The 13,032-nt window shown below is 45.9% G+C and carries 10 protein-coding genes; 7 read left to right on the top strand and 3 right to left on the bottom strand.

Annotated elements, in window-relative coordinates; all coding sequences use genetic code 11:
• The first annotated feature begins 40 nt into the window (after window positions 1-40).
• From R7040_RS01115 to R7040_RS01100, 4 genes are all read left to right on the top strand, one after another.
• Window positions 41-520: a glycine zipper 2TM domain-containing protein gene (locus R7040_RS01115; RefSeq protein ID WP_318095235.1), complete on the top strand. Its 480-nt coding sequence runs from the start codon at window positions 41-43 to the stop codon at window positions 518-520.
• 202 nt (window positions 521-722) lie between these two features.
• Window positions 723-2,252 (top strand): nitric oxide reductase transcriptional regulator NorR, encoded by a 1,530-nt coding sequence (gene norR / locus R7040_RS01110; protein WP_318081263.1) that lies wholly within the window; start codon window positions 723-725, stop codon window positions 2,250-2,252.
• A gap of 174 nt (window positions 2,253-2,426) precedes the next feature.
• Window positions 2,427-4,088, top strand: coding sequence for a hydroxylamine reductase (hcp, locus tag R7040_RS01105; RefSeq protein WP_182016155.1), 1,662 nt, complete (start codon window positions 2,427-2,429; stop codon window positions 4,086-4,088).
• An 81-nt stretch (window positions 4,089-4,169) separates the two neighbouring features.
• The gene (locus R7040_RS01100) at window positions 4,170-5,225 is read left to right on the top strand and encodes a hybrid-cluster NAD(P)-dependent oxidoreductase (protein ID WP_213986662.1); all 1,056 of its coding nucleotides are present in this window, start codon (window positions 4,170-4,172) and stop codon (window positions 5,223-5,225) included.
• Window positions 5,226-5,438: 213 nt separating this feature from the next.
• On the opposite strand, the gene R7040_RS01095 is transcribed toward R7040_RS01100, so the two are convergent.
• The 3 genes from R7040_RS01095 to R7040_RS01085 form a co-directional block, all read right to left on the bottom strand.
• Window positions 5,439-6,380 (bottom strand): class I SAM-dependent methyltransferase, encoded by a 942-nt coding sequence (locus tag R7040_RS01095; protein ID WP_064368054.1) that lies wholly within the window; start codon window positions 6,378-6,380, stop codon window positions 5,439-5,441.
• Between the two features lie 31 nt (window positions 6,381-6,411).
• Complete coding sequence (locus tag R7040_RS01090; RefSeq protein WP_025766861.1) at window positions 6,412-7,104, bottom strand: TIGR01621 family pseudouridine synthase; 693 nt, start codon at window positions 7,102-7,104, stop codon at window positions 6,412-6,414.
• 82 nt (window positions 7,105-7,186) lie between these two features.
• The gene (locus tag R7040_RS01085; protein ID WP_042522154.1) at window positions 7,187-8,557 is read right to left on the bottom strand and encodes a sodium-dependent transporter; all 1,371 of its coding nucleotides are present in this window, start codon (window positions 8,555-8,557) and stop codon (window positions 7,187-7,189) included.
• Window positions 8,558-8,987: 430 nt separating this feature from the next.
• On the opposite strand from R7040_RS01085, the gene cls reads away from it, so the two are divergent.
• The 3 genes from cls (at window position 8,988) to R7040_RS01070 (ending at window position 13,023) form a co-directional block, all read left to right on the top strand.
• Window positions 8,988-10,442 carry a cardiolipin synthase gene (cls, locus tag R7040_RS01080; RefSeq protein ID WP_005378105.1) on the top strand — a complete coding sequence of 485 codons (1,455 nt, stop codon included), beginning with the start codon at window positions 8,988-8,990 and terminating at the stop codon, window positions 10,440-10,442.
• Between the two features lie 221 nt (window positions 10,443-10,663).
• Entirely contained in the window at window positions 10,664-11,869 is a 1,206-nt protein-coding gene (locus tag R7040_RS01075) for a cystathionine beta-lyase (RefSeq protein ID WP_053349514.1), read from the top strand.
• A gap of 248 nt (window positions 11,870-12,117) precedes the next feature.
• Window positions 12,118-13,023: an esterase/lipase family protein gene (locus R7040_RS01070; protein ID WP_017820863.1), complete on the top strand. Its 906-nt coding sequence runs from the start codon at window positions 12,118-12,120 to the stop codon at window positions 13,021-13,023.
• Window positions 13,024-13,032 lie beyond the last annotated feature (9 nt).

Below are 13,032 nucleotides of genomic sequence, written 5' to 3'. Positions count from 1 at the left end.
GGTATATACTCTTTGAATGAAGAAACCATTCGGAGGCTATATGAAAAAACAGATTAATTTAGGCATGTTGCTCACCATTACTTGTGCGCTCGTGCTTGGCGGCTGTAGCTCACCTAACCCGTACGGAGATGCATACGGCTCATCCGACACTCGCAAAGTTCAGCAGGTTTACTACGGCACAGTAGAAAAAGTAGAACCCGTAACCATTGATGCCACTACCCAATCCAATGCCATTGGCACCATCGCTGGTGCTGCCGTGGGCGGGATCTTAGGCTCAAAAGTTGGGGGCGGTTCTGGCTCGGATATCGCTGCCATTGGTGGTGGTCTATTGGGTGGCTATGCAGGCAGCAAAGCGGCTGAAGCAACCGCGAAAAGAAATGGCGTGAATCTGACCATTCGTTTAGAGGACGGAAAGATTATCTCTATTGTTCAAGAAGCAAATCCAAACATGATTTTCCAACCAGGCCAAGCGGTCCAAATCAATGTTTCTGGTAATGACGCCAGAGTCGTTCCTCGTTAATTCGGACGAACCAAACCTTTGGCCTGCTTTAATTCAAACACCTAACCCGCGCAAGCTTACATCACTGGCTTGTTAACTTGCGCGTTTCTTTTCGTATCAAACTTGATCGTCGTCAATGGAACATCAATCTCCCACACCTTTCGATGTTCAAATGACATCAAGTTGCTAGCATGAGCCCATTCCAGATAACTTTGGGCTTGTTATGACTCCGACTGTTGACCACGTACTCCTTAATATCGCGCTAAACCTCAGCTCAAATCGCTCTCACGAGCAGCAATATCAAAACCTCATTGATGGGGTCGCGCAAGTATTCCCATGTGATGCGAGCTGCCTGTTTATCTTCGATGAGGATGGTTTTCTAACTCCTGTCGCGGTAAAAGGCTTATCCAGCTCGGTCTTAGGTCGTCGCTATTTCCCCAAGGCGCACCCTCGCTTAGATGCCATTATTCATAGCCGTGAACCGGTGCGTTTCGATGCCGATTGTTCACTGCCGGATCCTTTCGACGGCACACTATTAACTGAAGACCAATGCATTGATGTTCACGATTGCATGGGCTTTAGCTTGTATGTCGAAGGCCAACTTGTTGGCGCACTAACTATGGATGCACTAACGGTGGGCGCGTTTGATAGCATCGATCCTGTCGCTATCGAAACCTTTGCGGCTTTGACCGCTGCGACATTGCGTAACATTGCTCAGTTAAAAGCGCTCAAAGCGCAAAACCAGAAGCAAAAAAGCGTCACTCAAACCCTTATCCAGCAAGCCCGTTCTCAACATGGAGAAATGGTGGGTTTGAGTCTACAGATCAACCAGTTACGAAACAACATTGCGACTGTTGCTCAATCAGATTACGCAGTACTTATCACAGGAGAGACCGGTACTGGTAAAGAACTGGTCGCGCACTCGGTACACGCGCAATCTCATCGTAGCGATAAGCCGATGATTTACGTCAACTGTGCGGCCCTGCCTGAAGGTCTGGCTGAGAGTGAACTGTTTGGCCATGTCAAAGGCGCATTTACAGGTGCTAATAGCCACCGTGCCGGTAAGTTTGAACTGGCAGACGGTGGAACGATTTTCCTTGATGAAGTGGGCGAACTGCCTATGATTTTGCAAGCAAAATTGCTGCGCGTAATTCAGCAAGGCGAGCTGCAACGTGTGGGTAGCGATCAGCATTTGATGGTCAATGTGCGCATCATCGCCGCGACCAATCGACAATTAGAAAAAGAGGTCGAAGCTGGCACGTTTCGAGCAGACCTTTTCCACCGTTTAAACGTGTTCCCAATCCAAGTCCCCCCACTGCGTGCCCGTGACGGGGATATTCCCGTTTTAGCAGGATACCTGTTAGAAAAAGTACGCCAACAATTTAATGCGCCCAACCTGCACGTTCACCCTAAGGTGTTGGCTCAACTGGAGTCTTCACCTTGGTACGGAAACGTACGCGAGCTCGAACACACTTTAACTCGCGCGGCTTTACACGCCATTCAACAAGGCGCAAGCACGATCATGCTTAACCATTTCGACACCTCATTGGCTCTCGATGATGTAAAAAACACATCGCATTATCTGCCTAAAGAAAGCCAGCCAATGCGAGAGCTAATAGAAAGTTATCAACGTGATTTAATTGAACATGCTTTGAGCCAAACTGGTGGGGTTTGGGCAAAAGCAGCGGAGTTTTTACAAATGGATCGTGGGAACTTATATCGGATGGGTAAAAAGCTCGGGATCAATAAATAACCGACTACAAGAAGCCGATGTGATTAAGACATCAACTGCGTTGTCTTAATTACATCAACCACTCTCCTAAATCTGATAAAATCCAATGCAAATCAACAAGATAACAATTGGCACACATTCTGCTCTCTAGTGGTCAACATCACGACTATTAAAACAATCACTGGAGAACCCAATATGTTCTGTATTCAATGTGAACAGACAATTCAAACCCCTGCTGTTAAAGGTTGTTCTTTTGCACAAGGTATGTGTGGTAAAACTTCTGAAGTATCTGACCTTCAAGACGTGTTGGTTTACACACTGCAAGGGGTTTCTTTTTGGGCATCAAAAGCACTTGAATTCAACATCATTAACGATGAAATCAACCAATGGGCACCAAAGGCATTTTTCTCTACATTGACGAACGTAAACTTTGACCCTGAACGTGTCCTAGAGCTAACTTCTCAAGCGGCAACGTACAAAGCATTGCTAAAAGAGCAAGTAATGTCTGCTGCAACACTCGCCGATACCGAAGTTGCTGACATCCCTGTTGTTGCTCACTTTGAGCTACCAAAAAGCGCAGAAGCAATCTTAGCTTTTGCTCCTCAAGTCGCGGTTAACCGTGGTAAGGACCAAGTACATGAAGATGTGATTGGCCTACGCCTACTTTGCCTATACGGCCTTAAGGGTGCCGCAGCATACATGGAGCACGCACGTGTTCTTGAGCAAACCAACAACGATATCTATGCCGAATACCATGAAATCATGGCGTGGTTGGGCACAGACCCTGAAGATCTTGGCGAACTACTTGATTGCTCAATGCGCATTGGCCTGATGAACTACAAAGTGATGGAAATGCTCGACCAAGGTGAAACAACGACCTTCGGCCATCCAGAACCAACCACGGTGAACGTCAAGCCAGTAAAAGGTAAATGTATTCTTGTTTCTGGCCATGATTTGCATGACCTAGAAAAAATCCTGCAACAGACCGAAGGCAAAGGCATTAACGTTTACACCAATGGTGAAATGCTGCCTGCACACGGCTACCCTGAGCTGAAGAAATACTCTCATCTTGTCGGTAACTACGGCAGCGCATGGCAAAACCAGCAGAAAGAATTCGCCAACTTCCCTGGTGCAATCGTAATGACGTCAAACTGCTTGTTGAATCCAAATGTGGGTCAATACGCAGACCGTTTATTCACTCGTAGTATTGTTGGCTGGCCTGGTGTGGCTCACATCGAAGGCGATGATTTTAGCCAAGTGATTGAATGTGCTCTAGCGCAAGATGGTTTCCAACACGATGAAATCGAACACCACATCACGGTTGGTTTTGGTCGAAATGCACTGATGAACGCCGCCCCTGCGGTTATCGACCAAGTGAAGCAAGGCAACATCAAGCACTTCTTCCTAGTCGGCGGTTGTGACGGCGATAAAGCGGAACGTAGCTACTACACCGATTTTACGGCTGAAGCACCAGAAGACACGCTAATCCTGACCTTGGCGTGTGGTAAGTTCCGCTTCAACAAGAATACGTTTGGCGATATCAACGGCATTCCTCGCCTATTGGATGTGGGCCAATGTAACGATGCTTACTCTGCAATCCAGCTTGCACTTGCACTGGCGAAAGAGTTTGACTGTGACATCAATGAACTGCCACTCACGCTTGTGCTTTCTTGGTTCGAGCAAAAAGCGATCGTTATCTTGCTAACGCTATTTGCATTGGGCGTGAAAGGCATTTACACAGGCCCTACTGCACCGGCATTCCTAACGCCAAACCTAATCGCCATCATCCAAGAGAAGTTCGATATGCGCAGTATTGGCAATGTTCAGGATGATCTAAAAGCCATCCTAGCAGCTTAATAAACTTGCTTGTTACGCGCCTCCTTACGCGGAGGCGCTATCTATTTCGAACCAAAAATAGCCACAACCAAAGAGATTGTTATGTTTTTTGAATGGCAAGGTAACCAGCCCGTCACACTCCGTTGCATCGACAAATACTTCGAAACACACGACACCGTCAGCATAAAATTGGCCGAACTAACCGAATCACTTCTGTTTCAGTTTAAGCCTGGCCAGTTTATTAACTTGGGCGTCGAAATTGATGGAAAAATGGAGTTTCGTGCCTATTCAATCAGCTCGATCAATGAAGACGATCACCTTCAACTCACCATCAAACGAGTATCTGGCGGTAAAGTATCGAACTACATCGTTGACTCGCTGCTGCTCGGTGATACTGTTCAAGCATTACCACCAGCAGGCGAATTTAACTGCATCGACCATCCACCCGTGTTACGTGATGGCGAAACAAAAGCCTTGCTTATCAGTGCAGGTTGCGGCGTCACGCCCGTATTTTCGATGGCAAAACACTGGCTGAGTAATCAAGATGAAAACGACAACGATGTGGACATCGCATTTCTTCATATTGCACGCAGCCCAGAAGAGACGATTTACTACGATCAGCTAGAAACGTTAGACGCTGTGTATCCCAACTTCAATTTAAAGTTGTTGCTGAAAAACCGCGAAGGAACATCGCATCCACAAGGTCGTTTGAATGCCGACTGGCTTAAAGAGCTTGTTCCTGATTTCAAACAGCGCACCGTTTACCTGTGTGGTCCAAGCCAGTTTATGCAAGATGTTCACGGCTATTTGAATGACCTTGGTTTTGACATGACGAACTTCTACCAAGAGAGTTTTACGCCAGCGACTGGCGCAGAATCATCGGTCTCCGATGAGACGGTTAACGTTTCTGTTCCTGATTTTGCTCAAAGCATCGATGCTCAAAAAGGTCAGGTACTGGCCGATGTGCTCGAAAGCGCAGGTTTACCATTAATCGTCGCTTGTCGAAGCGGGATTTGTGGCTCGTGCAAATGCAAGGTTCGTAAAGGCAACGTCTCTTCCACCAGCCTAGAAACATTGACGCAAGAAGAAATTGAACAAGGCTATGTGCTCGCCTGCTCATCAACCATCGAAGCGGATCTTGAAGTGCAGATCGGTTAATGCTGCTGGTATCGATCTTTTATTGTTTCCCGTCATTCCGACGAGCCTAGGCGAGGTCAGGAATCTAATATCAGCGTGTTAGGAATAACTCACTCTGATAATAGACTCTGAATCACACTCGCGTCTCGCTATTCAGATTGACGGGGTATCGCGGAGATGCCAGCCTTACTCAAACGGCTGGTATTATAGATAGGTACAACTTTCGTTTCGTCGTCATTGCTTCTCGCTAAACAGCAACACTTTCAATGCTGCTTCGCTGTCTACGTCCATAAACTCTGGTGGGTTATCCAGACGCTCACGGAATGTCAACTCTGGCGCTTCTTCTTTCATGCTTTCAATCAAGAAGTCGCTTGTCACAGATGGCGAGTTCACACATGCCATCACTTGACCACCGTCTGCCAACAAATCCGGCAACCGACGTAAAATCTTTTTGTAATCTTTAGTCAGCGCAAAGCTGCCTTTCTGGAATGAAGGCGGATCGATGATAATCAAGTCATACTGACCAGATTTCTTAATCTTACCCCACGATTTAAAGATATCGTGCCCCATAAAGCTTACCTGGTTGATGTTATGACCATTTAGCTTGTGGTTCTCACGACCTTTAGACAGCGACGCTTTTGCCATGTCGACGTTAACCACTTTATCTGCGCCACCCGCAATGGCAGCGACAGAAAAGCCACACGTGTAAGCAAACAAGTTAAGCACGTTTTTATGCTTCGCATTTTCCCGTACCCAATCACGACCGTAGCGCATGTCCAAAAACAGACCGAAGTTTTGATTGCGGCCAATATCCAATTGGTATTTCAAACCGCTTTCTTCAACGACAGGGCGAGCGTCTAATTCACCGACAAGCACTTCTGAAGGCGCACCATCGGCATAACGGTGCTGAAGAACCATAGTGCGACCTTGCTTGTCTGCCCACAGTGGTGATTGTGCCAACGCATTGAGGCCGTTTTTCAGCTCAGCGAGAAACGCGTCGTCGACTTCTTTAAACAAGTTGATAATCACCTGACCTTGTAACCAATCACAGGTGATTTGCTCTAGGCCCTCAAAACGACGGCCACGACCATGAAACAGTCGACGAATTTCGTTAGGAGCTTGCGCGAGCTCGGTTTCTAGATGCTGAAAGAACAGCGGAAGTTGTGATGCTTGCATCGAGTTCTCTTATTAGTTTTCTTTGTGACGGTTATTTGATCGTAGGCCAGTTCAGTTCCCAAGGGGAAAGCCAAGTATCCAAACCCTGAGAGACTATTTCACTGAGCCATTTGTTACCCAGCACTTGGTATTCTCGTGGGTCGCAAACAAAGCGATATTGCTCATCTCGGTATTGGAAGCAAAGTGAAAATGCATGCAGATAACCGCGATCAGCCTCATTGCCTGCATTGTAAATCGGGTCGCCAACAATACCTGAGCCAACCGATTTTAATGCCACGCGGATTTGATGCGTTTTACCAGTGTGTGGCTTACATAAAAATAGGCGCTCTCCGGGCTCTGCCGCAAGAGAGAAAAACTGGGTGACGGCTGGGTTATTTTTGCTGTTGACCAGCTTCCATGATGAACGGCGCGAACGCTCCATATCACCAACGACCAAACCTTGTTTCTTTTTCGGCTTTTTAGAGCCAATCGCCAGATAGAACTTTTCCACTTGGCGGTCAGCAAAAGCTTGCGATAACGCACTAGCCGCTTTGGCGTTGCGTCCGAGGAGCAGAATACCCGATGTCATTTTATCCAAGCGATGGATAAGATAAAGCTGCTCATCACCACTCTGCTTAGCCACTTCTTGCAGCAGCATTGTGTCGCCATCGTCTTTATGAACAGAGACGTTGGGATGCTTATTGATGATCAGAAAATCGGGATGGGTATGTAGAATATCGAACATAAAAAAACTGGCTCCACGTTTGGAGCCAGCAGTATACATAAGTTATCGGACAAAGCTATCGAGGCTTGCCCTAAGGTCTTTTCTAAAGCTTCTTCGAGAAAATGCCAGCAAGACCAATGATTGCGATACCCAGCAGCATGATTTCACCTTTGCCACTATCAAAGCCAGACTTAATCCCCATGAAGGCAACAATAGCAATCGCAACAGGAATCAGGTATTTAACTAGGTTGTACCACAATCCAAATAGCGGGAAGGATACTTCGCCGTCATTAGTGATCTCTTTTTCTAGCTCAGCACGGCTTAGGCGCCATCCAGCAAAGATACAAACCAACATACCACCAACCGCTAAGAAGATTTTGTCCGTTAGCAAGTCGAAGATATCAAAGGCACCGGTACCGAACAGCGTTGGTCCCATTCCACCTAACGATAGTGACGCAAAAATACATAATGCCGCCATAACTGCGCTTGCAGACAGAACTGCGTTAGAGCGCTTCATGCCTTTCTCGTCGATTAGGTAAGACACGACAACTTCCAATAGTGATACTGAAGAAGTTAATGCCGCCACCGTCAAACCGATGAAAAATAGCAACGCGAATAGCAACCCAATCACACCGCCCATTTCAGCAAACAGCTGAGGAACGACAACGAATACAAGACCAGGGCCTGCTGCAGGCTCCATGCCAAAGGCAAACATTGCTGGGAACATAGCAACACCAGCAAGAATCGCGACACCAGTATCCATCGCTGTAACCATACCGGTTGTTTGAACTAGATTCTCTTTCTTCTTCAGGTAAGAACCGTACGTCATCATACAACCCATACCTAAGCTAAGTGAGAAGAACGCCTGTCCTAGTGCAGCAAGAACCACGTTGCTGTCGACTTTAGAAAAGTCCGGCATGAATAAGAACTCAAGGCCAGCCATTGCACCTGGCAGCATTAAGCCCTTAACAGAAACAACGATTAGGATTAAGAACAGAAGCGGCATCAGAACCTTACCGGCTTTCTCAATACCACCCGAAATCCCTTTCATCACGATCATGACGTTAAGGAACAGGTAAACACCCATCCACATTAAAGGTTGAATCGGATCTGAGATGAAACCGCCAAAACTGTCGCCAATTGCTTCTGGCGCGCTGAGTAGACCACCACCCACTTTAAAGATGTAGGCCAATGCCCAACCACCAACCACAGGGTAGAAGCCCATGATCAAAAGACCACTGAAGACTCCCATAACGCCAGTGAACGTCCAGCGTCGGTCAGTTGTTTTGAATGCACCTACGGCAGAAAGACCTGTCTTACGACCAATAGCGAACTCTGTCAGCATCACGCTAAAGCCGATAAAAATTACAAAGATAAGATAGATAGCAACGAATGCACCGCCGCCACTCTCACCTGCTGTGTAAGGGAATTTCCATATATTGCCTAAACCGACAGCGGAACCCGCTGCTGCCATTACGAAGCCTAGTTTAGACCCCCACGTATCACGTGGTGCTGCTGTATTAGTTGTAGCCACGCTTTTTCTCCAAAATTAGTTTGTTGTGTATGCATAGAGATAGGCGTCTAAAAAGTTTATGTAAAAATTATTGTACACTTATAGAATAAGCGTTCGACGCACTATGTCTAGAAAGTAAAGCAGCTCCCCTTTAAAATTGGAACCCCAAAAAAGTACATTTATCGCACAAGTGTCGAGTTACGCAGGTTAAATGCTGCTTTTTTGTTCAAAAGTTAAAGAATGGCCTTATTTTTCACATTAAAATAACAGAATCAGCTGTTATGAAATTCGTTCCTCATATAAGGTCAATCCCACGTCTAAATGGGAAATCTATTCCCCCAACCCACTTTTATGCTTAATATCCTAGAAGGGCATATTACTCTGAGCGTATATGGACAAGTTTTATCACTTTCTTACTTTAGCTGGCATCGGGCTATATTGGTTACTGGTCGCAGGTGTGACCATTCGTGTCGTTTTAAAGCGCCGTGCAGTGAGCGTGTCTTTAGCTTGGCTAATGATCATTTATATCCTTCCCGTTCTGGGTGTCGCATGTTATTTCCTCTTCGGTGAACTGAACTTAGGCAGAAAGCGAGCCGAACGTGCGAAAGAGATGTTTACACCATTCGAGAAGTGGTTCAGTCAGCTTAACGACTGTAACGCGCACAACCCAGAAACGATGGGAAGGCACATCTACCGAATTGATGAACTTTGTAACAACCGCCTTGGTCTTCCCGCATTGAGCGGTAATACATTGTCGCTGCAACAGTCACCTAATGAGATTTTGCATTCCATTATTGAAGACATCGAAAACGCGCAGAGCAGTATTCGAATGGTATTCTACATTTGGCATCCAGGTGGTTTGGCTGACTCTGTGGCTTCTGCGCTTATTCAAGCGGCTAAACGCGGCGTAGATGTCAAACTATTGCTCGATTCAGCAGGTAGCCCGCGTTTTTTCAGAAGTCCTTGGTATCGAATGATGCAGGATGCTGGAATTGAAGTTATTCAAGCGTTAGAAGTGAAGATGTGGCGTATTTTCTTACGTCGTCTTGATCTTCGCCAACATCGCAAGATCATCGTAATTGATGATGAAATTGCTTATACAGGTTCAATGAACTTGGTTGACCCGGCTTACTTCAAGCAAAATAGTGGCGTTGGGCATTGGGTGGACATCATGGTTCGCATTACGGGACCAACGGTAAACGTATTGAGTGCCATCCACTGTTGGGATTGGGAAGTCGAAACTGGCGAACGTCATTTACCAAGACTACCTGAATGCAAGATCGATGAGAGTGAATTCCAACACCCTATTCAGGTTGTGCCTTCTGGCCCAGGTATGCCGGAATATCTGATCTATCAAGTATTAACATTGGCAATAAACCAAGCCAATCGCTCGGTACGAATCACAACACCATATTTCGTGCCCAATGCTGATTTACTCGAAACGTTAAAGATGACAGCACAACGAGGCATTGACGTTGAACTCATTATTCCACATAAAAATGACTCTATGATGGTGCAATGGGCGTCACGCGCTTTTTATAGTGAGCTCTTGAGTGCAGGGGTCAAGATTTATGAGTTTTATGGTGGTTTGCTGCATACAAAATCTGTCGTAATTGACGACCAATTCTGTTTAGTTGGCACCGTAAACATGGATATGCGCAGCTTGTGGCTGAACTTCGAAGTGACCCTCGCCGTTGATGACGAAGAGTTCACCAAGCAAATGTCTTGGTTACAAGATAGCTATATTAAGCAATCTCACACTGTTGTATTGGAAGAATGGGAGAAAAGGAGCCTATTTTCTCGGTTCTTAGAGCGAGTGTTCTATCTCTTCAACCCACTCCTCTAATACCTCAAATACACAGGCTAAAAAACCTCCAGCGCTACATGCATCCTGCTGGAGGTTTGTTCTTTTAGCTCCCTATCTACACGATACCTCTCGACAGCATTACCTGTTCATCTTGGCTGTTATTGGCTGATATTGGCTGATAGTTGACTTTTCCCTTGCATAACCTACGTCGTCCATGTTTTAAATATTCAAAACCGCAATATTTAAGACAGGGAACTTTTATGTCAGAGGGAAAAAAAACCAAACTCATTACCGCTGGCCGCGATAAAAAGTGGACAAATGGTGTTGTAAACCCACCCGTTCAACGCGCTTCAACCGTGGTATTCAATACCGTTGCAGAAAAGAACCAAGCCACCATTAATCGTGCAAACAAAACATTGTTTTATGGTCGCCGAGGCACCAACACGCACTTTGCTTTCCAAGACGCAATGGTTGAGATTGAAGGTGGAGCTGGTTGCGCGCTTTACCCTTGTGGAACGGCAGCAATTTCAAACGCCATCCTCTCTTTCGTTGAAACTGGCGATCACATTCTAATGGTGGACACTTGTTACGAACCAACTCGTGACTTTTGTAACACCATCATGAAGAAAATGGGCATCGAAACCACCTATTATGACCCAATGATCGGTGAAGGTATCCGAGACTTGATTCAGCCGAATACCAAAGTCCTTTTCTTGGAGTCTCCTGGTTCAATAACCATGGAAGTCCAAGATGTGCCTACATTAGCGCGCATTGCCCACGAGCAAGATATCATCGTGATGCTAGACAACACATGGGGAGCAGGCGTGAACTTCTCTCCTTTCGAGCATGGCGTAGACATTTCCATTCAAGCGGCAACTAAGTATATTGTTGGACATTCAGATGTCATGCTAGGTACTGCTGTGGCTTCTGAAAAGTATTGGGATCAGCTTCGTGAACAAAGCTACCTGATGGGTCAGTGCGTTTCTCCTGACGACGCATACCTAGGTCTTCGAGGTATTCGCACGTTGGATGTTCGCCTAAGACAGCACGCAGAAAGCAGTTTAAAAGTCGCTCAGTGGCTCGCTTCTCGCCCAGAAGTTGATCATGTCCGCCATCCCGCTTTAGAAACAAATCCTGGCCATGAGTTTTTCAAACGAGACTTCACAGGTGGAAACGGCTTGTTTTCATTTGTTCTCAAAACGTCTTATCCAAAAGCGACGACGGCTCTGCTTGATGGTATGAAACACTTCAGTATGGGTTACTCTTGGGGCGGTTATGAAAGCCTCATTCTAGCTAACGAACCTAAGAGCTTTAACAGCCTGAGAACCATAGCTCACCCACACTTTGAAGGTACTTTGGTTCGTATTCATATTGGCTTAGAAGACGTAAATGACTTGATCGCTGATTTAGAGGCTGGTTTTGCGCGTTATAATGCCTTAATGCTTGAAAAAGAAGCCTCCCTATAACAATGATTGAATCGCCCTGCATTGCGGGGCGTTTTTATAAGCCCCTGACTTAATTAGAATTAACCAACATTCACCCGAACCATTAATTAATGTTAATCATTTGTGTTGTTTTTCAATTGAGCAGTCACAGAATGAAATAATGTGCCACAAATAGGCTTTCCAAATTTAGGGTTTCTCTCCTACTTTTTATCATTCATAAGAGGTCATACCACAAGGAGATAGTTTTGAAACTCAAATTTATAGCGCTAATGCTTTTTACCTTAGTTACCGTCCCAATAACCTCCGTATACGCTGCAACAGGTTATACCCAAACCAAGTATCCGATTGTTCTGGTTCACGGTTTGTTTGGTTTTGATACCCTGGCAGGCGTTGATTACTTTTTCGGAATACCACATTCCTTAACAAAAGATGGCGCTACGGTTTATGTTGCACAGGTATCCGCGACCAATAGCAGCGAAGTTCGAGGGGAGCAACTGCTTGCTCAAGTAGAAACCTTACTTGCAGCAACAGGCGCAGAGAAAGTCAATCTCATTGGTCACAGTCATGGTGGTCCAACAACGCGCTATGTTGCCTCTGTCCGTCCTGACCTAGTCGCATCAGTTACGAGTATAGGAGGCGTTAATAAAGGGTCTAAAGTGGCAGATTTAGTTCGTGGCACCGTATCTGAGGGTTCGGGTAGTGAGCAGCTCGCGGTAAAACTGGCGCAAGGTTTAACCACTCTTATTAATCTTCTATCAGGCGGTTCTGATCTCGACCAAGACCCTTTAGCCTCACTAGCAGCATTAACCACGGAAGGATCATTAGCGTTTAACCAACACTATCCAGAAGGAGTCCCTACCAGTGAATGTGGTAATGGTGACTTGCTGGCTTCAAATGGCGTTTATTACTACTCATGGACCGGATCATCCACTTTTACAAACGTTTTCGATCCGACCGACGCTGCCATGATGGTACTTGGCTTAGCCTTTGATGGGCCAAATGATGGCTTAGTTGGTGCGTGCAGCACACATTTGGGCAAAGTCATACGTGATGATTATCAAATGAACCATTTGGATGAAATTAACGGCCTACTCGGTATTCATCATCTTTTTGAAACCGATCCAGTCACGCTTTATCGCCAACATGCAAATCGTCTCAAACTTCAAGGTTTATAAGAGGTCATC

Source organism: Vibrio sp. 1069, assembly GCF_033340555.1.
Note: the sequence above shows the minus strand (reverse complement) of the source record. Positions and strands in the feature narration are given on the sequence as shown.